The organism is Kaistia soli DSM 19436, from assembly GCF_900129325.1.
Taxonomy (GTDB): Bacteria; Pseudomonadota; Alphaproteobacteria; order Rhizobiales; family Kaistiaceae; genus Kaistia; species Kaistia soli.
This window is the reverse complement of sequence record NZ_FQUP01000002.1, coordinates 583,284-606,246: the sequence shown is the minus strand read 5'-3', so window position 1 is coordinate 606,246 and position 22,963 is coordinate 583,284. Positions and strand designations below refer to the sequence as shown.

Here is a 22,963-nt window from a genome sequence, read left to right as displayed (position 1 = left end):
GAGAACGCCGGTCGGCGGTGTGGTGACGCCGCCCGGCGCGAGGAGGGAGTGCTCCCCGGAGCCTCCCTCCTCATCTTTTCCCAAATCCCGGCGCATCACGCCCACGTACCCGAACGGCACGCAAAAGAAGGTCACCGTCCATGTTCATCGCCATGAACCGCTTCAAGGTCAGCAAGGGCTCCGAGGCCGCATTCGAGGAGGTCTGGCGCAATCGCGACCGTCATCTCGATGAACTCGAAGGCTTTGTCGACTTCCACCTCCTGAAGGGCCCCGAGGGCGACGACCACACGCTCTACGCCTCGCACACGATCTGGCAGACGCGCGACCACTTCGTCGCTTGGACGAAATCGGAGCAGTTCCGCAAGGCGCATCAGGGCGCCGGCGACCGCAAGCCGATGTTCCTCGGCCACCCCGTCTTCGAGGGCTTCGAGGCGGTGATCGGGGCCTGAGCCTCACCCGGCGCCGGCGGCCGAAGCGCGGTCGTCCGGCGCGCTTTGTCGCGCTTGCCAGGCTGCTTAGCCCGGCTATATCCTGATGCAACGCTTTACTTATGATAAGCGTTACATATCAAATTCCGGACGCGCGGCCCGCCCCCACCCCGGCGCGGCCTGCGCTCCGGCAGGATCAGCGCCATGGCCACCACAAATTCCAGCCCGCAAGCAGCAGCGCGCGACCCGCACTACAAGTGGGTCGCGCTCAGCAACACGACGCTCGGCATGCTCGCCGCGTCGATCAACGGCTCGATCCTCCTGATCAGCCTGCCGGCGATCTTCCGCGGTATCGGGCTGAAGCCGCTGGAGCCTGGCAACGTCAACATCCTGCTCTGGTCGATCATGGGCTACATGGTGGCGACGTCGGTGCTGGTCGTCACCTTCGGCCGCCTCGGCGACAGCCTCGGCCGCGCGCGGATCTACAATCTCGGCTTCCTGATCTTCACGATCGCAGCGATCGCGCTCAGCCTGATGCCGGACAATGGCAGCTTCGCCGCATGGTATCTGATCACCGTGCGCATCCTGCAGGGCATCGGCGGCGCCATGCTGATGGCCAATTCGACCGCCATCCTCACGGATGCCTTCCCGACCGAGCAGCGCGGCCTCGCGCTCGGCATCAACACCATTGCGGCGATCGGCGGCTCATTCATCGGTCTGCTGATCGGCGGCCTGCTCGCCGATATCGACTGGCGGCTCGTCTTCTGGATCAACGTCCCCTTCGGTGTCGTCGGAACGGCCTGGGCCTACTGGAAACTCAAGGATCGTGCCGCCCCGCGCCATCGTCCTATCGACTGGGCCGGCAATTTCACCTTCGGCATCGGCCTCATCCTGATCCTGATCGGCATCACCGAGGGCATTCAGCCCTATGGCAGCCACGCCATGGCCTGGACCAGTCCGGAGGTCATGACGCTGATCGGCGTCGGCCTCGCACTGATCGTCGCCTTCCTCGTCATCGAGAGCCGAACCGCCTTCCCGATGTTCGATCTGGCGCTGTTCCGCATCCGCCCCTTCACGGCCGGCAATCTCGCCAGCCTCTTCGCCGCCGTCGGCCGCGGCGGCCTGCAATTCATGCTGATCATCTGGCTGCAAGGCATCTGGCTGCCGCTGCATGGCTATTCCTTCGAGGAGACACCGCTCTGGGCTGGCATCTTCATGCTGCCTCTGACCCTCGGATTCCTCGTGGCGACGCCGGTCTCGGGCTGGCTCTCCGATCATCACGGCGCCCGGCCCTTCGCAGTCGGCGGCATGCTGATTGGCGCGGCAAGCTTTGCCGCCTTGATGGAACTCCCGCCGGACTTCAACTATCCGGTCTTCGCCTTCCTCCTGTTCCTGAACGGCCTCGGCTCGGGTCTCTTCGTCGCGCCCAATTCGACGGCGATCATGAACTCCGTGCCGCCCGCCGAACGCGGCCAGGCAGCGGGCATGCGTGCGACGACGCTCAATGCCGGGCAGGTCCTTTCGATCGGCATCTTCTTCAGCCTGATGATCGTCGGGCTGACCGAGCAGCTTCCCGCCTCGATGGAGGCGGCACTGATCGCACAGAACGTCCCGGAGGCGGTTGCGCATCACGTCGCTTCGGCGCCGGCGGTGGCGAGCCTCTTCGCGGCCTTCCTCGGCTATAACCCGATGGGCGAGTTGCTGCCGCCGGGCATGCTGGCGAGCCTGCCCAACGCCGCCGAGATCACTGGAAAGACCTTCTTCCCGCATCTCCTGGCCGGCCCCTTCATGCACGGACTGGTGTTCGCCTTCTCATTTTCGATGATCCTCAATCTCCTGGCTGCCGCCGCATCATGGCTCGCCGGCGGGAAATATGTGCATGAGCATCAGGTGCCGCTGCATGTGCACGGCCATGTGCCGCGCCCGGCAGGCGACGCGGAGGCTTCGATCGCGGCACGTTGATACGCGGGCCCATGAAACGGACGGGATTGCAGCCAGTCAATGTCATATGTATCTTACGACATATCGTAAGACACGGATGATGGAATGACTGAAACGACTGCCCGCCCTGAAGAGACTGTTCTGCCGCATACGATCCGTCGCGTGCGGCACGAGACCCGGCGCCGCGCGCTGACTGTCACCGCGACAAAGATGCTGACGCCGCGCATGAAGCGCGTCCATCTTGCCGGAGATATGGAAGGCTTCGCGAGCCTCGGCGCCGACGATCACATCAAGCTGTTCTTCGCCGACACAGCGGGCGGCACGGCGATGCGCGATTTCACGCCGCGCGCCTTCAACGTCGCGGCCGGAACGATCGTCATCGACTTTGCGCTGCACGAGGCGGGACCGGCGACGAGTTGGGCAGCCATCGCGGAGCCGGGCGCGACGCTCGAGATCGGCGGCCCGCGCGGCTCGGCGGTCGTGCCAGATGACTTTGATTGGTACTGGCTGATCGGCGACGAAACCGCATTGCCAGCCATCGGCCGCTGGGTCGAAGGCCTGCGCGCCGGTGTCCCGGTTCTCACGGCGGTTGCCATCGGGAGCCGGGCGGAACGTCAGGCCTTTGCGACCAGCGCCCTCTGGACCGGCCTCTGGGCGGAACGCGATGTCGATGGTGGCGACGACGCGGCGACGCTGCTTAGGCTGCTCGACTCGCAGGCGCTGCCGACGGGCGACGGCTTCGTCTTCATCGCCGCCGAATCGACCGTCGCCCGCGCACTCAAGGCACGTATCGCCGAGCGCGGCCATCCCAAGGCCTCCATCAAGGCCGCCGGCTATTGGAAGCGCGGCGAGGCCGACGCCCATGAGCGCATCGAGGATTAACCGCTATTTGTCCGGCAACTGGCCTTTCACGGCCAGGCGGATCGGATCCGTCTCGACGAGATGCAGGGCGCGGACCATGCCGGCGGTCTCCGCCTTGTAGCTGAGAAAATGCGGCGACCGCAGATGATCCTCATAAGCCTGCTGGTCCGCATAGACTTCGAGGATGCGGATCTGGGCGGGCTCGCCCTTCAGGGATACCGCCTGAAGGGCAAGCACCCCTGCCTCGCGAGCGATGGATAGCTCGATCTCCTCGGCGAGCAGGATCCGGTACCGGTCGAGATGGACCGGCTCGATCTCCAGTTCAGCTATTCGCACGATCATCGCCGACTCCTCCAGATAGTCTGGCTCAATCCTTCAGCCAGATGCCGTAGTCGGCGACGAGGAGATGGGTCGGCGGCTCGTCTTCCTCGATAGCGGCGAAACGGCCGATCGGCTCGGCGAAGACATTATCGGTCAGGTCGTCATTGACCGTCGAGACCTCGCCGATCAGCACGTCGGCGCCCTCACCCCAGAAGGCATGCCAGACGCCGGGCAGCAGCGTGACGCTTTCGCCCGGTTCGAGACGAAGCTTGCTGCCGGCCGGCATGGTCCGGGCGACGCCGTCGGTCGGCACATGCACGTCGGCCTTGCGGTCGATATTGCCTTCGGCGTCCGGCATGAACAGTTCGAGCGTCAGCGTGCCGCCGCCGCGATTGATGATGTCCTCGGCCTTCAGATGGTGCCGGTGCATCGGCGTTACCTGATCCTGGCGCGAGATCATGATCTTCTCGGCATAGAGCATGCCGCGACCAGTCGCGAGATCGGCCTGATTGCCGTTGCGCACGGTGAACAGGAAGAGACCGAGTTCGTCGAACTTCTGCTGACCGAAATCCGTTATGTCCCAGCCGAGGCGCGCGTCGATGATGCCCCTGGCCTTGGCCTGATTGACCTTGAATTGCTCGGGGCTCCAATAGGCAAAGGGCGGGAGCAGAAAGCCGAACGAGCGGATGAACTCGTCCGCCTGCTCCATGATCTCGTTGACCCGCGAACGCTTCATTTGAACGTCTCCTCCCAAGCCTCTGCCAGCATTCTGCGCCGGCGGCGCAACTCGATCGCCAAGCGTCCTATCGGACGCACAAGTGGCGATCCAGTTGTTTGCTTTCGCATCAGATTATTCCGAAAATCGGATCCCACTTTTCGGTCCGATGCTTTAGAGCGCAGACGTTCTTTGAGGTGAAGGCAGAATCCGTCAGGCCGGGAAGATTCGCCAGCGCTCGGGCTGGAAGGCCACGAGGCTGCCGATCGCCCGGCTGGCCTCGACCTCGACATCGATCTCGGCCCGAAGCTGCTTTGGACCGACCTGCAGTTCCAAGCGGCGGCGCGCACCATGGCGGCGCTCCGCGACGACGCGGCCGCGGATCGCCGGGCCGTCATCCGAGACGAGCGTGACGTCGTGCGGACGGAAGCCGAGCGTTGCCGGGCGCGTGCCGGTTTCACCGAAGGAAAGGCCCGACGGCGCCCCATCGACCAGCACCGTGCCATCGGTGATCTCGACCGGCAGAAGCGAGGATTCGCCGATGAAGGAGAACACGAACGGGCTTGCCGGACGGTCATAGATGTCGTCGGCGGAGCCGACCTGCTCGATGCGCCCCTTCGACATCACGACGATGCGGTCGGCGAGTTCCAGCGCCTCTTCCTGGTCGTGCGTGACGAAGAAGGTCGTATGGCCGGTGCGATCGTGGATTTCGCGCAGCCAGCGGCGCAGATCGCGGCGCACTTGCGCGTCGAGCGCACCGAAGGGCTCGTCGAGCAGCAGAAGACGCGGCTCGATGGCAAGAGCCCGCGCGAGCGCAACGCGCTGGCGCTGACCGCCTGAAAGCTGGGCCGGATAGCGCTTTTCGAACCCCGACAGCTGGACGAGATCGAGCAGATGCAGCACGCGCCGCCGGATCTCGGCCGAAGCCGGCCGGTCGCGACGCCGGCGCACGGTGAGCCCGAAGGCGATGTTGTCGAACACCGTCATATGGCGGAACAGCGCGTAATGCTGGAACACGAAGCCGATATTGCGATCCTGGACCGGCAGGCCGAGCGTGTCCTCGCCGCCGAACAACACGCGGCCGGACGACGGCGCCTCGAGCCCGGCAAGGATACGCAGCAGCGTCGTCTTGCCGGAGCCCGATGGGCCGAGCAGCGCCACGAGCTCGCCGGCATGGACGTCGAGCGAGACGCCGTGCAGGGCCGGCGAATCACCGAAATCCTTGGCGACGTTCTCGATCGTCACGCCAACGGGTGCGCCGAGCGCAATCGACTGGTCGTCCGCGAACTCTGTCATCGCGTTCATGGATATCACCTCAGTGGCGGCGCGTGGCAGCGATCTCTTCGGCATAGCGCCACTCCAAGACCGTCTTGATGATGAGCGTCACGAGCGCCAGCAGCGCCAGCAGCGATGCGACGCCGAACGCCGCCTGGTAGCTATATTCGTTGTAAAGGATTTCGACCTGCAGCGGCATGGTGTTGGTCTTGCCGCGAATATGGCCCGACACCACCGAGACGGCGCCGAACTCGCCCATGGCGCGGGCATTGCAGAGCAGGACGCCATAGAGCAGCGCCCATTTGACGTTGGGCAGTGTCACGCGGAAGAACACCCGCCAGCCGCTGGCACCCAGCGACAGCGCCGCTTCCTCGTCCTGCGTCCCCTGCGCCTGCATGATCGGGATCAGCTCGCGGGCGATGAACGGGAACGTGACGAAGATCGTCGCCAGCACGATGCCAGGCACTGCGAAGATGACCTGGATGCCGTGGCTCTGCAGGAACGGCCCGAGATAGCCATGCGCTCCGAACAGCAGCACATAGATAAGCCCGGACGTCACCGGCGAGACGGAGAAGGGCAGGTCGATCAACGTGATCAGGAAGCTCTTGCCGCGGAACTCGTATTTGGCGATCGCCCAGGACGCGGCGAGGCCGAAGATGAGATTGGCCGGGACCGACACCGCGGCGACCAGCACCGTCAAGCGGACTGCGGCGAGCGTGTCGCGATCGCTGATCGCCTTCAGGAACACGCCGAAGCCCGAGCGGAACGCCTCATAGAAGACGCTGACGAGCGGCAGCAGCAGGAAGATGGCGAGAAAGACGAGCGCGACCGTTGTCAGCGCGATGCGCACGGCGCGTTTCTCTGTCGCGGCGCCGGTGAAGACGGCGCCGCTGGGAACGGCGACATCAGCCATGCGACAGCCTCCGGCGGCTCCAGGCCTGCAGCAGGTTGATGGCGAAGAGCAGCACGAAGGAGAGCGCCAGCATGATGCTCGCCACCGCGGTCGCCGCCGCATAGTTGAATTCGGTCAGGCGGATGACGATGAGCAGCGGCGCGATCTCCGAGACATAGGGGATGTTACCGGCGATGAAGATCACCGAGCCATATTCGCCGACCGCCCGGGCGAAGGCGAGCGCGAAACCGGTCAAGAGCGCGGGAACCAGCGTCGGCAGCACCACGCGGCGGACTGTGGTCCAACGCTGCGCGCCGAGGGTCGCCGCCATTTCCTCGACTTCGCGATCCATGTCTTCCAGCACCGGCTGAACCGTCCGGACAACGAAAGGAAGGCCGATGAAGACGAGCGCGATGAAGACGCCGACCGGGGTGTAGGCGATCTTGATGCCGAAGGCGGACGCATACTGCCCGACCCAGCCATTCGGCGCGTAGATCGCGGTCAGAGCAATGCCTGCGACCGCGGTCGGCAAGGCGAATGGCAGGTCGACGACGGCATCGACGATCTTGCGGCCGGGAAAATCATACCGGACGAGCACCCAGGCGACGATCAGCCCGAAGACCGTATTGACCGCCGCAGCAATCGCGGAGGCGCCGAAGGAAAGCCGGAGGGCTGCGAGCGTGCGCGGATCGAGCGCGATCGCCAGGAACTGCGGCCAGCCCATGCCGACCGTGCGGAGCACGAGGCCGCCGAGCGGGATCAGCACGATCAGCGACAGATATGCCAATGTGAAACCGAGCGCCAACCCGAAGCCCGGGATGACGCTCGGCTTGCGCCAGGCGGAGATGGCCGTTGCGGTCATGAATGTCCGATCTGGAGGTCCGATCCCGATCCGTTACTGGCCGGGTTTATAGATCTGGTCGAAGATGCCGCCATCGGCGAAGTGAGCCGGCTGCACCTTGGCCCAGCCACCGAACTGCGGATCATCGATCGTGACGAGCTTCAGATCTGCGAAGCGCTTCAGGTCCTCGGGATCGGCCGCCTCGGGCTTTTCGGGACGATAATAGTTCTTGGCGATGATCTTCTGCGCGGGGTCGCTATAGAGATATTCGAGATAGGCCTCGGCGACCTTGGTGGTGCCCTTGGCGTCGGTGTTGCCCTTGACGAGGGCGACCGGCGGTTCGGCCTTGATGGAGAGCGACGGCGTCACGATCTCGAACTGGTCCGGACCAAGCTCGTTGATGGCGAGGAACGCCTCGTTCTCCCAGGCGAGCAGCACGTCGCCGATGCCGCGCTGGGCAAAGGTCGTCGTCGAACCGCGCGCCCCCGAATCGAGCACCGGCACGTTCTTGTAGAGCTTACCGACGAACTCCCGCGTCTTGGCCTCGTCGCCGCCGAACTTGGCATTGGCATAGGCCCAGGCTGCCAGATAGTTCCAGCGTGCGCCGCCCGAGGTCTTCGGGTTCGGCGTCACCACCTGGATGCCGTCCTTGACGAGGTCGTCCCAGTCCTTGATGCCCTTCGGGTTGCCTTTGCGAACCAGGAACACGATCGTGGAGGTATAAGGCGTCGAATTGGCCGGCAGGAGCGTCGCCCAATTGGCCGGGATTTTGCCGCTCTTGCTGACGACGGCATCGATATCCGCGGCGAGGGCCAGCGTCACGACATCGGCATTGAGGCCGTCGATCACAGCCCGCGCTTGCGCGCCGGAGCCGCCATGCGACTGGTCGACGATCACCGTCTCGCCGGTCTTTTCCTTCCAGTAGGCCGCGAAAGCCTCGTCATAGGCCTTGTAGAGTTCGCGCGTCGGATCGTAGCTCACATTGAGGATCGTGACGTCTGCGAAGGCGGGCGCGCCCGAAAGCGCAGCCGCGAGCCCGAAAATGGCGGCGGCGGCAAGACGGCGCACCGGCCGCGCGAGATGGGTCGTGATAGGCACCATCAGTGGCTCCCTCGATCAATGAGGATCCTATCTCGACATAGGAACTCGACAATTTCAAACCAAGGCTGAGCCGTTTGGGAGGCCGCGATTGGAAAATCGTTCCTAAAAACCCTCTCGGGTGGAAATCGGCTCGGAATCAGCGAGAGCCCCGGCCTCCTCGTCTCCATCCATCGCATCGGCCAGCGTCGTCGCGTCGAAGAGGACCAGTTGCGCAGCATAGGGCGCCGCGAACATGCGCCGCACGCCGCAACTCGCTTCGTCCGGACAATCGGCGCAGGGCTGGTAGGCGGTGCGGGAAATGCAGGAAAGCGGCGCGATCGGCCCGTCGATGGCGCGCAGGACCTGACCGATCGTGATCTCGGACGGCAGCTTGATCAGCGCATAGCCGCCAGCCCGGCCGCGCCTGCTGGCGATCATGCCGCGATGCTTCAGATCGAGCAGGATGTGTTCGAGAAACTTTCGCGGCACGCCGGCCTGGCGCGCGATGTCGTCGATCTGGATTGTCTCGCCCTTCGGCTGGCGCGCCAGATGGATCAGCGCCTTGAACGCGTATTTGGCCTTTTGCGAAATCATGCGTCGTCCAACTGCGGGAGCGGCTCTGTCTTGAGGATTCCGTCATAGCGGATGCCGGCGCCGATGCAAACGGCGCCGGCCGGACGCGGCATGGCTTTGTGCCGCGGCGGAAATCGGCTAAAGGCGGGACATCATGAAGCTGCTTGTCACCGGCGCCGCCGGATTCATCGGATATCACGTTTCGGAGGCGCTGCTTTCGCGCGGCGACAGCGTGATCGGCGTCGACAACCTCAACGCCTATTACGACCCGCAGTTGAAGCACGCGCGGCTCGACAGATTGAAGGCCCGGCACGGCTTCGACTTTGTCGAGGCCAGCGTCGCCGATATGACGGCGATGGAGCGGCTGGCGACGACCCATGCGGATATCGATGTCGTCGTCCATCTCGCCGCGCAGGCGGGCGTCGCCTATTCGCTGGAAAACCCGCTCGCCTATACCGAGACCAATGTCACCGGGCAGGTGGTGATGTTCGAGGCGGCGCGCAGGCTGCCGAAGCTGCGCCATGTCGTCTATGCATCGTCCTCGTCCGTCTATGGGCTCAACGAGGAGCTGCCCTTCCGCGAGACTGACGCGGTCGACCGGCCGAGTTCGCTCTATGCGGCGACCAAGCGAGCCGGCGAGCTCATCGCCCACACTTATGCCCATCTGCATGCCATCGCCTCGACGGGGCTGCGCTTCTTCACCGTCTATGGCCCATTCGGCCGGCCCGACATGGCGCCGTGGCTATTTACCCGCGCGATCCTCGAGGGACAGCCAATCACGCTCTTTAATGGCGGCGCGATGAAGCGCGACTTCACCTATATCGACGATATCGTGGCCGGGACGCTCGGAGCGATCGACCGCATGCCGGCCCCGGCGGAGACGCGGCTGTTCAATCTCGGCAACAGCGACCCGGTGCCGCTGCGGGCTTTCATCGCCGCGATCGAAAAGGCGACGGGGCGCAGCGCCGAGATCCAGCTCGGTCCACAGCGCCTCACCGATGTCGCGGAAACCTTCGCCGATGTCAGCGCCAGCGCCGCGGCGTTCGGCTATCGGCCGACAACGGATATCGAGACCGGGATGGCGCGCTTTGTCGACTGGTATCGCGGTTATAACGGCACCCCTCGCTGAGCGGTTGACGCCGGACGCCCGCCGCCCGATCATCACAGCCTACGATCAGAGTCGGTCGATACCGGCAACCAATCCCGGGGGAAACACATGCTGCGCGGCATCGATCCGATCATCGGACCGGACCTTCTCTTCACGCTCCGTGCGATGGGCCATGGCGACGAGATCGCCATCGTCGACGCCAATTTCCCAGCGCTCGCCATGGCGAAGCGGCTCATCCGCATGGATGGCCACGATGCCGTGCGCGTTACCGATGCCGTCCTCTCGCTGATGCCGCTCGACCGTTTTGCGCCGGATGAGACCGCTATCCGCATGGAAGTGGTCGGCGAGCCGGACGCCGTGCCGGCGGTCTGCACCCTTTTCCAGGACGTGATCGACCATCGCGATCCCGGCTACAAGCTGGCCAAGCTCGAACGCTTCGCCTTCTATGAACGCGCCAAGCAGAGCTTCGCCATCATCGCAACCGGCGAGCGGCGCCTCTATGGCAACGTGATCCTCAAGATGGGCGTCATCGACCCGTAGGCCTTTCCGGCGGAGATTCCGTCAGCCGCCATCGGCGGGGACGGACTCCGGCGAAGATGGCGCCGGGTTTGGCAGGGTTATGGCCGTGCAGGTCATCGCCATGCCGCGCAGGCGCTGGTTGTCGGCCTCGCTCATGGTGCCTTTCAGCAGCGACTGGGTCAGTCCGGCCTCGGCAAGATCGTCAAAGACGCAGCGGCAATAGGCATGGCAGCCGACCGTGTCGCCGCGCTGCTCGATGCAGCGATCAGCGCAATCGGCCCGCGCGCCATCGATCGCCGCATTGGGCACGAGAAGCTGCGCGGCGAGAAACAGCACGCCATAGATGATCGGCTGGTGAATCAGATAGACGGCGAGGCTGTGCCGGCCGCCGAAGGCGAGCAGCCGCGTCAGTCGGTTTGCCGGCTGCCAGCGCTGAAGGCGAATGTCGAGGCCGGCGGCAACGCCGAATTTCGCCGCGGCGACGCCTGCCAGGACGACGCCCGTCCACGGGAAGACCGGGACATAGTCGAACGAAGTTTTCGCGATCGGCGCCAGCCCGACCCACCAGAACCAGGGCGCCGCGAAGACATCCGAGCGCACGAATTGCGGCAGCGCGATCACCAGCGCCGCCACCACCGCGGTGAAGAGCGGCGGCAGGCGCAGGAACGGCAGGGCGATCAGGCTCGCCAGCGCTATCTGGTGCAGGATGCCGAAATAGACCCAGCCCTCCGGCATGACGAAATAGGTCGCGATCGAAACGAGCGCCGCGGCGGCGATGATGACGGCGAGGCGGCGGAGATAGGGCCCGGCGCGAAATCCATTCCGTGTCGCAAGAACCAGGCTGACCCCGGCGAGAAACAGGAAGCTGCCGGCGATGATGTGAGCATAGATGCGCCAAGGTGGCGAACCGCCTGGATCGAAGCGTAGCAGACGCAGATAAGCAACGTCCCAGGCGCCGTGATAGGTCATCATCGCGATCAGCGCGACGCCACGCCAGACATCGATCAGGGCAATGCGCCGCGGCAACACTGCCTCATTCATGTGCATGCCCCGTCGATTGGCAGTTCCCAAGCGCCGCCTGCGCCCATAATCTTGTCTCGCTGATCAAGATCACTCCGGAACCATCCATGTCTGCGATACCCCTCATCGACCTCGCCGATCCCCGCGGCAAGCACGCCGTCGCTGCCGCGATCGGACAGACCTGCACGGATACCGGATTCTTCCTCGTGACCGGGCATGGCGCCGACTCCCAGGCGATCGAAACCGGATGGCAGGCGGCGCGCGCCTTTTTCGATCGCCCGCTCGCGGAGAAGCTCGCCGCGGCGATGCCCTATCCCGGCTATCCCTACGGCTACAGCCCCGTCAAGGGCGAGACGCTGGCCGCTTCCCTCGGCAATGCGCGGCCGGCCGATCTCAAGGAGACGTTCTCGCTCGGACCCTCAGCCTTCCGCCGGCTTGACCACAAGCCAGCCGACGATGCCGAGGCCTTTGTGTTTTCCGCCAATCCCTGGCCGTTCGAGGGCGATGGCTTCCGCCGCGCGGCGATGGGCTACTATGAGGCGATGTCGGAACTCGCTGGCCGAATCATGCGGCTCTTTGCCCTCGCGCTCGACCTGCCCGAAAGCTATTTCGACCACTTCATCGATCAGGAGGCGAGCGCGCTGCGGCTTCTCAACTATCCGGAGGTCGACGAACCGCCAGCCGAGGGCCAGCTTCGCGCGGGGGCCCATTCGGACTACGGCTCGCTGACGATCCTCCGCCAGGAGGATTCGCCCGGCGGGCTGGAGGTGATGGGCACCGATGGCACCTGGATCAAGGTTCCGGCGATTCCCGACAGTTTCGTCATCAATATCGGCGATCTGATGCAGCGCTGGACGAATGACCGCTGGAAGTCGACGCTGCACAGGGTTGCCGTGCCGCCGCCGCACCCTGGCCGTCCGACCCGGCGTCAGTCGATCGCCTTCTTCCACCAGCCGAACTGGGACGCTTCCATTGCCTGTATCGAGACCTGCCTGGCGCCGGGCGAGAGCCCGAAATATCCGCCGATCGGCTCAGGTGAGTATCTTGCTGCCAAGTTCCGTTCGACGGTCGTGAAGGCGTGAGGCCGTTTCAGGCGGCGCGCCGATGCGCCGCGTCAACTTTGGCGCGTTTGTTGCGTCTTCGTGTATCGTCCGGCGACGATCGCCGCCGCCCAAGAGAGTTCCGCTGAACAATGTCCATCCTCGCCGCGCTTCGCCACGTCACCCGCTACCGCTACGACAAGCCGGTCGCGCTGGGGCCTCAGGTCATCCGCCTGCGTCCGGCGCCGCATTGCCGGACGAAGGTGCCGAGCTATTCGCTCTCGGTGAAGCCGGCCAATCACTTTGTGAACTGGCAGCAGGATCCGCACGGCAACTGGCAGGCGCGCTTCGTCTTTCCCGAAAAGACCCAGGAATTCGAGATCGCGATCGATCTCGTCGCGGAGCTCGAGGTCTACAATCCGTTCGACTTCTTCGTCGAACCCTATGCCGAGACCTTCCCCTTCACCTATGAGCCGGCGCTCGCCGAGGAACTCGCCGCCTATCTGAAGCCGGAGCCGTCGGGGCCGCTGCTCGACGCCTTCGTCGCCAGCATTCCGCGCGAGAAGATGCAGATCGTCGACTTTCTGGTCGCGATCAACCAGCGCCTGCAGGGCGACATCCAATATCTGATCCGCATGGAACCCGGCGTGCAGACGCCCGAGGAAACGCTCGGCAATGCGTCCGGCTCGTGCCGCGACACTGGATGGCTGCTGGTCCAGGCGCTGCGCCAGCTCGGCCTCGCCGCCCGCTTCGTCTCGGGCTATCTGATCCAGCTGAAGCCTGACGTGCCGGCGCTCGACGGCCCCTCGGGCACGGAAGTCGATTTCACCGACCTGCATGCCTGGGCGGAGGTCTATATTCCCGGCGCCGGCTGGGTCGGCATGGATCCGACATCCGGCCTTTTCACCGGCGAAGGCCATTTGCCGCTCTCGGCGACCCCGCATTACCGTTCGGCCGCGCCGATCACCGGCTCCTTCGTTGCCGAGCCAGACACGCGGACCGAATTCGACTTCGAGATGCGGATCGACCGCATCGCGGAGCAGCCGCGCGTCACCCTGCCCTTCTCGGACGAGAGCTGGGCGGCGCTGGACGCGCTCGGCCATCAGGTCGACGAGGATTTGAAGGCCAATGATGTCCGCCTGACCATGGGCGGCGAGCCGACCTTCGTTTCGATCGACGATTACCAGTCGGCCGAATGGAACACCGCCGCAGTCGGCCCGACCAAGCGGACGCGCGCCGACGACCTCATCCGCCGCCTGCGCGACCGTTTCGCGCCCGGCGGCTTCCTGCATTACGGCCAGGGCAAATGGTATCCGGGCGAGAGCCTGCCGCGCTGGACCTTCGCCCTTTACTGGCGCAAGGACGGCAAGCCGATCTGGCAGGATCCGCGCTGGATTGCGGCCGAGGGCCGGCCCGAACGCGCGTCGGCCGATGACGCCAAGGCCCTGCTCGAGAACCTCTCCGAGCGGCTCGGCATTCCGCCGACCTTCGTCATTCCCGCCTATGAGGATCCCGCCCACTGGATCCTCAAGGAAGCCGAGCTGCCGGACAACGTCACGACATCGGATTCGAAGCTGGAGGACGCCGAGGCGCGTGCCCGAATCGCCCGCGTCTTCGAACGCGGCCTGTCCAATCCGTCGGGCTACGTTCTGCCTGTGCAGCGCTGGCAGTCTCAGGCGCGTGCCAAGCGCCGCTGGGCGTCCGAGCGTTGGCCGCTGCGCCGCGGGCGGATTTTCCTCGTGCCTGGCGACAGCCCGGTCGGCTACCGCCTGCCACTGTCCTCGCTGCCTTATGTCCCGGCCTCGTCCTATCCGTTCATCGTCCAGGCCGATCCCGGCTCGATCAACACGCCGCTGCCCGATCCGGAAGAAATCGCGGCGCAGCTGTCGCGCCCCGGCACCGAGCGCGACGCGGAACGCGCCGAACAGATCGCTCAGTATTTCACCGGCACCGGCGCGGTGCGCACGGCGATCAGCATCGAGCCGCGCGACGGCCGGCTCTGCGTGTTCATGCCGCCAACGGAGCGGCTCGAGGACTATCTCGAACTGCTGGCCTCGGTCGAGGCGACGGCGCGCGAACTCGAACTTCCCGTACATGTCGAGGGCTATCCGCCGCCGATCGATCCGCGCCTCAACGTGATCAAGGTGACGCCGGACCCTGGCGTGATCGAGGTCAACATCCATCCCTCGGGCGACTGGACGCAATGCGTCGCGACCACGCGCGATCTCTATGAAGATGCGCGGCAGGCCCGGCTCGGCACCGAGAAGTTCATGACCGACGGCCGCCACACCGGCACCGGCGGCGGCAACCATGTCGTGGTCGGCGGTGCGCATCCGGCGGACAGCCCGTTCCTGCGCCGTCCGGACCTCCTGAAGAGCCTCGTCACCTACTGGCAGCGCCATCCCTCGCTGTCCTTCCTGTTCTCGGGCCTGTTCATCGGGCCGACGAGCCAGGCGCCGCGCATCGACGAAGCGCGCAACGATTCGCTCTATGAGCTCGAAATCGCGATGTCGAAGGTGTCGCCGCCCGGCTGGGGCGCGCCGCCGCCGCCCTGGCTGGTCGACCGCCTGTTCCGCAACCTGCTTGTCGACGTCACCGGCAATACGCATCGCGCCGAGATCTGCATCGACAAGCTCTATTCGCCCGACGGCCCGACCGGCCGGCTCGGCCTTGTCGAGTTCCGCTCCTTCGAGATGCCCCCGGACTACCGGATGAGCCTTGCGCAGCAATTGCTGGTGCGCGCGCTCATCTCCTGGTTCTGGAAGCAGCCGCAGCAGGGTTCGCTGGTGCGCTGGGGCACGCAGTTGCATGACCGCTTTATGCTGCCGCATTTTGTCTGGGCCGATTTCCTCGACGTGCTCGGCGACCTGCGCAATGCCGGCTATCCGTTCGATCCCGTCTGGTTCGAGGCGCAGCGCGAGTTCCGCTTTCCATTCTCCGGCGTCGTCGAGCAGCAGGGCGTGCGGCTGGAACTCCGGCAGGCGCTGGAGCCCTGGCATGTGCTGGGCGAAGAGGGCGCGATCGGCGGCACCGTGCGCTATGTCGATTCGTCGGTCGAGCGGCTGCAGGTCAAGGCGGACGGACTCGATCCGCGTCGCCATGTCATCGCCTGCAATGGCCGCCGCCTGCCAATGACCTCGGCCGGCACGGCCGGCAGCTTCGTTGCCGGCGTCCGCTTCAAGGCCTGGCAGCCGGCGTCCGGCCTGCATCCGACCATTCCGGTGCATGCGCCGCTGCTGTTCGACATCGTCGACAGCTGGTCGGGCCGGTCGCTCGGCGGCTGCGTCTACCACGTCGCGCATCCCGGCGGCCGCAACTATGAGACCTTCCCGGTCAATTCCTATGAGGCGGAGGCGCGGCGTCTCGCCCGCTTCGAATCGATCGGGCATACCGGCGGCTCGTTCATGCCGCCGGTCGAACCGATCTCGGCCGAATTCCCGCTGACGCTCGACCTCCGTCGGCCGGCCGGGATCTGAGTTGGTGCCTCGCCGGGAAACCACGCGCAAGAGCCGCACTGTCGCCGAAAGGGCCGCGCGGCTCGTCAGGCACTACAAGCCAATGCCGGGCGTCGCCGACGAGCTGATCGGCAAGGACGGCCGCATCCGCCCGCATTGGCAGCGCTTCGTCGACACGATGGCCGAACTCGGCAGCCGCGAGGTGGCGCATCGCTTTGCGCTCGCCGACCGGCATCTCGCCGAATCGGGCGTCGTGATGCGCGTCTATGGCGGCGAGACCGGGGACGAGCGGCCATGGCCGCTGGCGCATGTGCCGTTCCTGATCGAACCGGAAGAGTGGAAGCATCTCGAGGCCGGACTGATCCAGCGCGCCAAGCTGCTCGACGCGATCCTCGGCGACACCTATGGCGAAGGCACGCTGGCGGCCGACGGCGCCCTGCCGGCAGCGATCCTCGCCGGCAGCCCGGAATTCCTGCGCCCGCTTGTCGGCTCGCAGCCGGTCGGCGGCCATCACCTGCGCCTCTATGCCGTCGATGTCGGCCGCGGACCGGATGGCGATTGGTGGGTGATCTCGGACCGCACCCAAGCCCCCTCCGGCGCCGGATATGCGCTTGAAAACCGTATCGCGCTGTCGCAGGCGCTGCCCGATATCTACCGCTCGTTCAAGGTCGAGCGGCTCGCCGGCTTCTTCCAGGAGTTTCGCGCCGGCCTCAATGCGCTCAACCGCCATGAGGAAACGCGCGTCGCGCTGCTGACGCCCGGCCCGCTCAACGAGACCTATTTCGAGCACGCCTATCTCGCCCGCTATCTCGGCTTCGTCCTCGTCGAGGGCGAGGACCTCACGGTGCGCGACGACACGGTCTATATGCGGACGATCTCCGGGCTGAAGCGCGCCGACGTGCTGCTGCGCCGCCTCGATGCAGACTTCGCCGATCCGCTCGAACTCAATCCCGCCTCGCGGCTTGGCGTGCCCGGCCTTGCCGGCGCCGTCCGTCACCGCAATGTCGCGATCGCCAATGCGCTGGGGTCTGGCGTCGCCGAGGCGCGCGCCATGATGGGCTTCCTGCCCGGCCTTGCGGAACGCATCCTCGGCGAGAAGCTGATCCTGCCGAATGTCGCGACCTGGTGGTGCGGCCAGACGCTCGAGCGCGATCATGTCGTCGAGGCGTTCGAAAGCATGGTGATCGCGCCGGCGCTCGGCGCGACGCTGCCGGGCGTTCTCGCCCGCGGACCCGTGTTCGGCGCCGACCTCTCGCCTGAGGAGAAGGCGCGGCTCGTCGATGCGATTGGCCGACGCGGGCAGGATTATGTCGGCCAAGAAGCGGTGAAGCTCTCGACGACGCCCGTCTGGCGCGGCGAAGGCGACGATGCCCGGCTGGAGCCGCGACCCTCTATCCTGCGCCTCTATGTCGCGCGCACGGCCGACGGCTGGAAGGCGATGCCCGGCGGCTTCTGCCGCATCTCCGAGCGTGCCGACGCTCGCGCCGTGACGCTGCAGCAGGGCGGCGCCTCGGCAGATGTCTGGGTGCTGTCCGACGGTCCGGTGGCCGAGACGACGCTGCTCGGCTCGCCCGACAAGGTGCCGCTCCGCCGTGCCACCTCGACGCTGCCAAGCCGCGCCGCCGAAAACCTGTTCTGGCTTGGCCGCTATGTCGAGCGCACCGAACAGGCGCTGCGTCTCGTGCGCGCCGTCTCCGGGCGGCTCGTCGACGCCGAGGCGAATGGCGGCGCGGTGGCGCGGCTCGTCGGCATTCTGGTGGCTGCAGGCGCGGCCGAATCCGAACGTGGGCCGATGCAGCCCGCGCGCCTTGCGCTGGCCGCCCTCACCGACCGGCGGGCCTTCAACACCATTCCGCGGCTCGCCGAATCCTCCCGGCGCGCCGCCTCCGTCATCCGCGACCGCCTGTCGCCCGATGCCTGGCGCGCCGTGGCCGATCTTGAAATCCTGCTCAACCGGCCGCTCGCCGCCTATACCGGCAGCGACATGCACGAGCGGGCCAGCGAGGCGCTGCGCATCGTCGCCGCCTTCTCCGGGCTCGCACAGGAAAACATGGTGCGCCACAATGGCTGGCGTTTCCTTGAAATGGGCCGCCGCATCGATCGCGGCCTCGGCGTCGCCCGCGCGACACGCTTCTGCGGCCTTGCCGGGACGAGCGCCGAGCTGGACGCCCTTCTCGAAATCGCCGACAGCCAGATCACCTATCGCATCCGCTACGTCATGCAGGCGGCGCGCGTGCCGGTGATCGATCTGGTGCTGCTCGACGGCGGCAATCCGCGTTCGCTCGCCTTCCAGGCCGACCGCATCCGCCAGTCTCTCGCCAATCTCCCGGCCCACGCCCCGGCCGGACTGCTCGCCCCGGCCGACCGACTCGCTTCGCGCCTCGCCTCGGAACTCGAAACGGCGGACGCATCGGCGCTCGATGCCGAAACGATCGTCAGCTACGAGCAGACGCTGATGCGCATTTCGGACGAGATCGCGCTGGCCTATTTCACCCACCGACGGCCGCTTCAGCCGCTCGAGGGCGGAGACTGATCGTGCTCTACGACATCAAGCTGGTGACCGAGTATCGCTATGCGAGCCCGGTTCCGTTCGCGCGGCAGGTGCTGCGGCTGTTGCCGGTCGAGCGGCCGGGCCAGCGCGTCATCGCGACCGATCTCTCCATCAGCCCTGCGCCGACCGAGCGCACGGACAGCCTCGATTTCTTCGGCAACCGCATCACGACCGTGGCCTTCTCGTTCCCACACAGCGAATTGCGCCTGGAGACACGGGCTCGCGTGCTTGTCGAAAAGACCGAAGCGCGGACGACGCAGAAGACGCCGCCCTTCGAGCAGATCCGGCGCAGCGCCGTCGCCGAGACGGATCTCGGGCCAAAGTCTCCTGTGCATTTCCTGTTTGCCAGCCGCCTCATCGCCCTCGACGAGGCGATCGGCGACTATGCGCAAAAGAGCTTCCCGCCGGGGAAGACGATCCTCGAAGGCGCGTTCGAGCTCACCAAGCGGATCAAGGCCGAGTTCAAATATGATCCGGAGGCGACGGATGTCAGCACGCTGCCGGCCGACGCCTTCGCCAAGCGCGCCGGCGTCTGTCAGGATTTCGCACATGTGATGATCGCGGGGCTTCGGACGATCGGCCTGCCGGCGGCCTATGTCAGCGGTTTCTTGCGCACCGAGCCGCCGCCCGGCAAGCCGCGCCTCGAAGGCGCCGACGCCACACATGCCTGGGTCGCCGTCTGGTGCGGCCGCGAGGCAGGCTGGATCGGCCTCGATCCGACCAATGGCGTCGCTGCGGCGGAGGACCATGTCGTGCTCGCGATCGGTCGCGATTATTCCGACGCGGCGCCCTCGGGCGGCGTCATCGTGATCTCCGGCGACCACACGATCGATGTCGCCGTGGACGTCATCCCGGTGGGTGCATAGGCGACATGCGACCTGCTTGAGGGTGCGGCACGGCGACAGGCTGGTATTTCGCGCCCGCACACGGTATCAGGACGGCAGCAATTGCTTCGCTATCCGGCCTGCCGGACTGGTTCGATGGCAGCGCCCGCGGCCCCCGTGCCGCTCCGACGCTGCCGGCGTCGCCACCCGGAAGCCCGCGAGAACATAGGACCACTGACCGTCATGTCATCCACGTTCGACATCGTTGCCGATGTGATCTCCGAGACGAGCGAAATCCCGCGCGAGAAGATCACGCCGGAGATGCACGCGATCGACGACCTCGGCATCGACAGCCTCGACTTCCTCGACATCGTCTTCGCGCTGGACAAGAAGTTCGGCATCAAGATCCCACTCGAGCAGTGGACGCAGGAAGTGAACGCAGGCAAAGCCTCGGTCGAGGAATATTTCCTGCTGAAGAATCTCTGCGCCCATATCGACGAACTGATCGCCAAGAAGAACGCCTGACGGCGAGATGCGCCTCGAATATTTCCAGATGATCGACAGCGTCGTCGCCTTCGACGCCGCTGCCGGAACCATTCACTGCCGGGCGATCGTCCCGGAGCGCAGCCCCGTGTTCGAGGGTCATTTTCCCGGCTATCCGATCATGCCGGGCGTGCTGCTCATCGAGACGATGGCACAGGCCTCCGGCTATCTGATCCTCGGCCTCAACGAGCTGTCGCGCATGCCCTTCTTCATGGGCGTGAAGAAGGCGAAGTTCCGCAAGTTCATTCAGCCCGGCGCGACGCTCGACGTCCATGCCAGCCTCGTCCATGAGGGCTCCGGCTTCACGGTTACCAATGCGCGGATCGAGCAGGACGGCCCGGTCTGCGATGCCGAACTGACTCTGCGCATCATGGATTTCCCTGCCGCCGAACTGCGCGGCGAGCTCGTCAAGCGCGCGGAGGCGATCGGCCTCGTGCCGGGCGCCGCACCTATCACGGAAGCAACATGAGCGCCCCGAACGACGTCCTCGTTACCGGCATCGGCCTCGTCTCCTCGCTCGGCGAGGGGCTCGATGCGCATTGGCAGGCGATGGCCGAAACGGGCGCGCGGCCTCATCCCGCCGAGACCGACAAGTTCAAGCCGTTCCCGGTCTTCCCGATGGTGCCGCTGGAGCTGGAGAAGCAGATTCCGCGCCGCGCAGATATCCGGCAGATGGAAACCTGGCAGCGGCTCGGCACCTATACCGCCGGCCTCGCGCTCGACGATGCCGGACTCACCGGCGATGCCGAGCGGCTGGCGCGGATGGACATGGTCGTGGCGGCCGGTGGCGGCGAACGCGACCTCGATGTCGACGGTCAGATCCTCGCCGGCCTCGAGACGGCCGCCGAACCGGCCTCGTTCCTTAACGAGCATCTCGCCAACGATCTGCGTCCGACGCTGTTTCTGGCGCAGCTCTCCAACCTTCTCGCCGGCAATATCTCGATCGTCCACAAGGTGACCGGCTCCTCGCGCACTTTCATGGGCGAGGAGATCGCCGGCATCAGCGCCGTCGAGGTCGCGGCGCGGCGCATCAGCGCCGGCCAGGGCGATCTGTTCCTCGTCGGCGCGGCCTATAATGCCGAGCGCAAGGACATGCTTTTGTCGCTCGCCATGGGCCGGACGCTCTGGCAGGGCGAGCCGGCATCGGTCTGGGAGCGCGGCACGACAGCGGAAGGCGGCATGATCACCGGCTCGGCCGGCGCCTTCCTCGTGCTCGAATCGCGCGCTCATGCCGAGGCGCGCGGCAAATCGGCCTATGCGAAGCTTTCGGCCGTTCTTTCGGGACGAAGCCGCCGCGGTCCCGGCGATGCGAGCGCGGTTGCGCGCAAGCAGTTCGACCAGCTTTCCGCCCGGTTTGGCGCCAAGGCACCCGGCGTTCTTTCGGGGGCTAACGGCATCGCGGCGGCAACTGCTGAAGAGCGCGGGCTCTGGGAGCAACTCGCCACCGAGGGCAAGATCGGCGGCGTTCGTGCCACGCAAACCCTGATCGGCAATCCGATCGAGGCAGCTTTCCCGGTTCAGGTCGCACTTGCCGCACTGGCGATCGCGCGGCACGGTTTCTATCTTCCAACCGATGGCAGCGGCATCGAGCAGCCGGCAGAGACGCCGGCGCAGATTCTCGCCACCAGCTGGGGCTTCTGGCGCGGCGAGGGCATGGCGCTCGTCGAGGCGGCGGACTGAAGGAAGGACATGGCGATGGCCAAGACTCGCGATCACCTCGGACGGCCTGTGGTCGCCGTCACCGGCATGGGCGTCGTCTCCTCGCTCGGCCAGGGCATCGACGACAACTGGGCGGCCCTGACCGCCGGCAAGTCGGGCATTCATCGGATCACCCGGTTTCCGACGCTGCATATGCGGACCACGATCGCCGGAACAGTCGACTTCCTGTTTCCCGACGAAGTGCGTTCGCCTGTCCTGTCCGAGCGGCTCGCCCATCTCGCCGCCGCCGAGGCTGTCGAGCAATCGGGCATCGGCGCGCCCGGCGATTTCCCGGGCATGCTGTTCATGGCGGTGCCGCCGGTCGAGATCGAGTGGCCGGCACGTCGCGACTTCTTTGCCGGCACCGATCCCGAAGCAGGCGATGCCTATGACCGGATGATCCAGCGCGTGTTGTCGCTGAACGATCCCGACACCTATGAATTTGCGCTCTATGGCTGCGTCGCCGACCGCACCGCCGACCATTTCGGCACACGCGGCGCGCCGATCTCGCTGTCGACCGCATGTGCCTCGGGCGCCTCGGCGATCCAGCTCGGCGTCGAGGCGATCCGACGCGGCGATACCGAGGCGGCGCTGGTTGTCGGCACCGACGGGTCCGTGCGCATCGAAGGCCTCGTGCGCTTCTCGCTGCTTTCCGCCCTTTCGACCAGCAATGACGATCCGGAAAGGGCCTCGCGCCCGTTCTCGAAGGATCGCGACGGCTTCGTGATGGCGGAAGGCGCCGGCGCCCTGGTGCTCGAGGACTATGACGCGGCCCGCGCGCGCGGCGCCAAGATTCTCGGCGTTGTCAGGGGCATCGCCGAGAAGGCAGACGATTTCCACCGTACCCGCTCGAAGCCGGATGGCTCGCCCGTCATCGCCGCGATCCAGCAGGCGCTCGATGATGGTGGCGTCTCGACCGCCGATGTCGACTACATCAACGCGCATGGCACCGGCACGCCGGAGAATGACAAGATGGAGGCGATGTCGCTAGAGGCCGTCTTCGGCGACGCGCTGAAGGGCATTCCGATCTCGTCCAACAAGTCGATGATCGGACACACGTTGACGGCGGCTGGCGCCATCGAGGCGGTTTTCTCGCTGAAGACGATCGCCGAGGGCCTGATTCCGCCGACGATCAACTACCAGAATCCCGACCCGGCGATCCCGCTGGACGTGGTGCCGAATGTCGCGCGGTCGCAGCCCGTATCGATGGTTCTGTCGAACTCGTTCGGCTTCGGCGGCCAGAATGCCTGCCTGCTGATCGCCGCAGAGCCCGCCTGA

Annotated in this window: 21 protein-coding genes; 13 read left to right on the top strand and 8 right to left on the bottom strand. The window is 65.9% G+C overall.

Annotation, left to right across the window (positions count from 1 at the left end; all coding sequences use genetic code 11):
- Positions 1-140: 140 nt before the first annotated feature.
- The 3 genes from hmuQ (at position 141) to BUB39_RS12320 (ending at position 3,251) form a co-directional block, all read left to right on the top strand.
- Positions 141-449, top strand: coding sequence for a heme-degrading protein HmuQ (gene hmuQ / locus BUB39_RS12330; protein ID WP_073053591.1), 309 nt, complete (start codon positions 141-143; stop codon positions 447-449).
- Between the two features lie 183 nt (positions 450-632).
- Positions 633-2,390 carry an MFS transporter gene (locus tag BUB39_RS12325; protein ID WP_073053589.1) on the top strand — a complete coding sequence of 586 codons (1,758 nt, stop codon included), beginning with the start codon at positions 633-635 and terminating at the stop codon, positions 2,388-2,390.
- An 84-nt stretch (positions 2,391-2,474) separates the two neighbouring features.
- The gene (locus BUB39_RS12320) at positions 2,475-3,251 is read left to right on the top strand and encodes a siderophore-interacting protein (RefSeq protein ID WP_175561843.1); all 777 of its coding nucleotides are present in this window, start codon (positions 2,475-2,477) and stop codon (positions 3,249-3,251) included.
- A 3-nt stretch (positions 3,252-3,254) separates the two neighbouring features.
- Here BUB39_RS12320 and BUB39_RS12315 read toward each other — a convergent pair whose 3' ends face one another.
- The 7 genes from BUB39_RS12315 to BUB39_RS12285 form a co-directional block, all read right to left on the bottom strand.
- On the bottom strand, positions 3,255-3,572 hold the full coding sequence (locus tag BUB39_RS12315; protein ID WP_073053587.1) for a putative quinol monooxygenase: 318 nt from the start codon (positions 3,570-3,572) through the stop codon (positions 3,255-3,257).
- A 25-nt stretch (positions 3,573-3,597) separates the two neighbouring features.
- Complete coding sequence (locus tag BUB39_RS12310) at positions 3,598-4,287, bottom strand: D-lyxose/D-mannose family sugar isomerase (protein ID WP_073053585.1); 690 nt, start codon at positions 4,285-4,287, stop codon at positions 3,598-3,600.
- A 192-nt stretch (positions 4,288-4,479) separates the two neighbouring features.
- Positions 4,480-5,562: a sulfate/molybdate ABC transporter ATP-binding protein gene (locus BUB39_RS12305; protein ID WP_073054226.1), complete on the bottom strand. Its 1,083-nt coding sequence runs from the start codon at positions 5,560-5,562 to the stop codon at positions 4,480-4,482.
- A 19-nt stretch (positions 5,563-5,581) separates the two neighbouring features.
- Positions 5,582-6,454 carry a sulfate ABC transporter permease subunit CysW gene (cysW, locus tag BUB39_RS12300; protein WP_073053583.1) on the bottom strand — a complete coding sequence of 291 codons (873 nt, stop codon included), beginning with the start codon at positions 6,452-6,454 and terminating at the stop codon, positions 5,582-5,584.
- Positions 6,447-7,295 carry a sulfate ABC transporter permease subunit CysT gene (cysT, locus tag BUB39_RS12295; protein WP_073053580.1) on the bottom strand — a complete coding sequence of 283 codons (849 nt, stop codon included), beginning with the start codon at positions 7,293-7,295 and terminating at the stop codon, positions 6,447-6,449. The genes cysW and cysT overlap by 8 nt, the downstream gene beginning before the upstream one ends.
- A 33-nt stretch (positions 7,296-7,328) precedes the next feature.
- Positions 7,329-8,375 carry a sulfate ABC transporter substrate-binding protein gene (locus tag BUB39_RS12290; protein WP_084527288.1) on the bottom strand — a complete coding sequence of 349 codons (1,047 nt, stop codon included), beginning with the start codon at positions 8,373-8,375 and terminating at the stop codon, positions 7,329-7,331.
- A gap of 102 nt (positions 8,376-8,477) precedes the next feature.
- Positions 8,478-8,948 carry an RrF2 family transcriptional regulator gene (locus BUB39_RS12285; protein ID WP_073053578.1) on the bottom strand — a complete coding sequence of 157 codons (471 nt, stop codon included), beginning with the start codon at positions 8,946-8,948 and terminating at the stop codon, positions 8,478-8,480.
- Positions 8,949-9,081: 133 nt separating this feature from the next.
- Between BUB39_RS12285 and BUB39_RS12280 the strand changes: the two genes are divergently transcribed.
- Both BUB39_RS12280 and BUB39_RS12275 read left to right on the top strand, forming a co-directional pair.
- Positions 9,082-10,056, top strand: a complete 975-nt coding sequence (locus tag BUB39_RS12280) for an NAD-dependent epimerase/dehydratase family protein (protein WP_073053575.1) — start codon at positions 9,082-9,084, stop codon at positions 10,054-10,056.
- Positions 10,057-10,143: 87 nt separating this feature from the next.
- Complete coding sequence (locus BUB39_RS12275; protein WP_073053573.1) at positions 10,144-10,575, top strand: RbsD/FucU family protein; 432 nt, start codon at positions 10,144-10,146, stop codon at positions 10,573-10,575.
- A gap of 21 nt (positions 10,576-10,596) precedes the next feature.
- Here BUB39_RS12275 and BUB39_RS12270 read toward each other — a convergent pair whose 3' ends face one another.
- Entirely contained in the window at positions 10,597-11,595 is a 999-nt protein-coding gene (locus tag BUB39_RS12270; protein WP_175561840.1) for an acetyltransferase domain-containing protein, read from the bottom strand.
- 86 nt (positions 11,596-11,681) lie between these two features.
- Between BUB39_RS12270 and BUB39_RS12265 the strand changes: the two genes are divergently transcribed.
- From BUB39_RS12265 to BUB39_RS12230, 8 genes are all read left to right on the top strand, one after another.
- Positions 11,682-12,656 (top strand): isopenicillin N synthase family dioxygenase, encoded by a 975-nt coding sequence (locus tag BUB39_RS12265; protein WP_073053569.1) that lies wholly within the window; start codon positions 11,682-11,684, stop codon positions 12,654-12,656.
- 110 nt (positions 12,657-12,766) lie between these two features.
- Positions 12,767-16,090 (top strand): transglutaminase family protein, encoded by a 3,324-nt coding sequence (locus BUB39_RS12260; RefSeq protein WP_073053566.1) that lies wholly within the window; start codon positions 12,767-12,769, stop codon positions 16,088-16,090.
- A 4-nt stretch (positions 16,091-16,094) separates the two neighbouring features.
- On the top strand, positions 16,095-18,602 hold the full coding sequence (locus BUB39_RS12255) for a circularly permuted type 2 ATP-grasp protein (RefSeq protein ID WP_342169003.1): 2,508 nt from the start codon (positions 16,095-16,097) through the stop codon (positions 18,600-18,602).
- Positions 18,603-18,604: 2 nt separating this feature from the next.
- Complete coding sequence (locus BUB39_RS12250; RefSeq protein ID WP_073053562.1) at positions 18,605-19,486, top strand: transglutaminase family protein; 882 nt, start codon at positions 18,605-18,607, stop codon at positions 19,484-19,486.
- 201 nt (positions 19,487-19,687) lie between these two features.
- Complete coding sequence (locus tag BUB39_RS12245) at positions 19,688-19,969, top strand: acyl carrier protein (RefSeq protein WP_073053560.1); 282 nt, start codon at positions 19,688-19,690, stop codon at positions 19,967-19,969.
- Between the two features lie 7 nt (positions 19,970-19,976).
- Positions 19,977-20,456: a 3-hydroxyacyl-ACP dehydratase FabZ family protein gene (locus BUB39_RS12240; protein WP_073053558.1), complete on the top strand. Its 480-nt coding sequence runs from the start codon at positions 19,977-19,979 to the stop codon at positions 20,454-20,456.
- Positions 20,453-21,667 carry a beta-ketoacyl-ACP synthase gene (locus BUB39_RS12235; RefSeq protein ID WP_073053556.1) on the top strand — a complete coding sequence of 405 codons (1,215 nt, stop codon included), beginning with the start codon at positions 20,453-20,455 and terminating at the stop codon, positions 21,665-21,667. The genes BUB39_RS12240 and BUB39_RS12235 overlap by 4 nt, the downstream gene beginning before the upstream one ends.
- Positions 21,668-21,682: 15 nt before the next feature.
- The gene (locus BUB39_RS12230) at positions 21,683-22,963 is read left to right on the top strand and encodes a beta-ketoacyl-ACP synthase (protein WP_073054222.1); all 1,281 of its coding nucleotides are present in this window, start codon (positions 21,683-21,685) and stop codon (positions 22,961-22,963) included.

Excerpts from the sequence above, each read along its gene's own strand:
- hmuQ (WP_073053591.1), top strand. The coding sequence starts at position 141 with ATGTTCATCGCCATGAACCGCTTCAAGGTCAGCAAGGGCTCCGAGGCC.
- BUB39_RS12325 (WP_073053589.1), top strand. The coding sequence starts at position 633 with ATGGCCACCACAAATTCCAGCCCGCAAGCAGCAGCGCGCGACCCGCAC.
- BUB39_RS12320 (WP_175561843.1), top strand. The coding sequence starts at position 2,475 with ATGACTGAAACGACTGCCCGCCCTGAAGAGACTGTTCTGCCGCATACG.
- BUB39_RS12315 (WP_073053587.1), bottom strand. The coding sequence starts at position 3,572 with ATGATCGTGCGAATAGCTGAACTGGAGATCGAGCCGGTCCATCTCGAC.
- BUB39_RS12310 (WP_073053585.1), bottom strand. The coding sequence starts at position 4,287 with ATGAAGCGTTCGCGGGTCAACGAGATCATGGAGCAGGCGGACGAGTTC.
- BUB39_RS12305 (WP_073054226.1), bottom strand. The coding sequence starts at position 5,562 with ATGACAGAGTTCGCGGACGACCAGTCGATTGCGCTCGGCGCACCCGTT.
- cysW (WP_073053583.1), bottom strand. The coding sequence starts at position 6,454 with ATGGCTGATGTCGCCGTTCCCAGCGGCGCCGTCTTCACCGGCGCCGCG.
- cysT (WP_073053580.1), bottom strand. The coding sequence starts at position 7,295 with ATGACCGCAACGGCCATCTCCGCCTGGCGCAAGCCGAGCGTCATCCCG.
- BUB39_RS12290 (WP_084527288.1), bottom strand. The coding sequence starts at position 8,375 with ATGGTGCCTATCACGACCCATCTCGCGCGGCCGGTGCGCCGTCTTGCC.
- BUB39_RS12285 (WP_073053578.1), bottom strand. The coding sequence starts at position 8,948 with ATGATTTCGCAAAAGGCCAAATACGCGTTCAAGGCGCTGATCCATCTG.
- BUB39_RS12280 (WP_073053575.1), top strand. The coding sequence starts at position 9,082 with ATGAAGCTGCTTGTCACCGGCGCCGCCGGATTCATCGGATATCACGTT.
- BUB39_RS12275 (WP_073053573.1), top strand. The coding sequence starts at position 10,144 with ATGCTGCGCGGCATCGATCCGATCATCGGACCGGACCTTCTCTTCACG.
- BUB39_RS12270 (WP_175561840.1), bottom strand. The coding sequence starts at position 11,595 with ATGAATGAGGCAGTGTTGCCGCGGCGCATTGCCCTGATCGATGTCTGG.
- BUB39_RS12265 (WP_073053569.1), top strand. The coding sequence starts at position 11,682 with ATGTCTGCGATACCCCTCATCGACCTCGCCGATCCCCGCGGCAAGCAC.
- BUB39_RS12260 (WP_073053566.1), top strand. The coding sequence starts at position 12,767 with ATGTCCATCCTCGCCGCGCTTCGCCACGTCACCCGCTACCGCTACGAC.
- BUB39_RS12245 (WP_073053560.1), top strand. The coding sequence starts at position 19,688 with ATGTCATCCACGTTCGACATCGTTGCCGATGTGATCTCCGAGACGAGC.
- BUB39_RS12240 (WP_073053558.1), top strand. The coding sequence starts at position 19,977 with ATGCGCCTCGAATATTTCCAGATGATCGACAGCGTCGTCGCCTTCGAC.
- BUB39_RS12235 (WP_073053556.1), top strand. The coding sequence starts at position 20,453 with ATGAGCGCCCCGAACGACGTCCTCGTTACCGGCATCGGCCTCGTCTCC.
- BUB39_RS12230 (WP_073054222.1), top strand. The coding sequence starts at position 21,683 with ATGGCCAAGACTCGCGATCACCTCGGACGGCCTGTGGTCGCCGTCACC.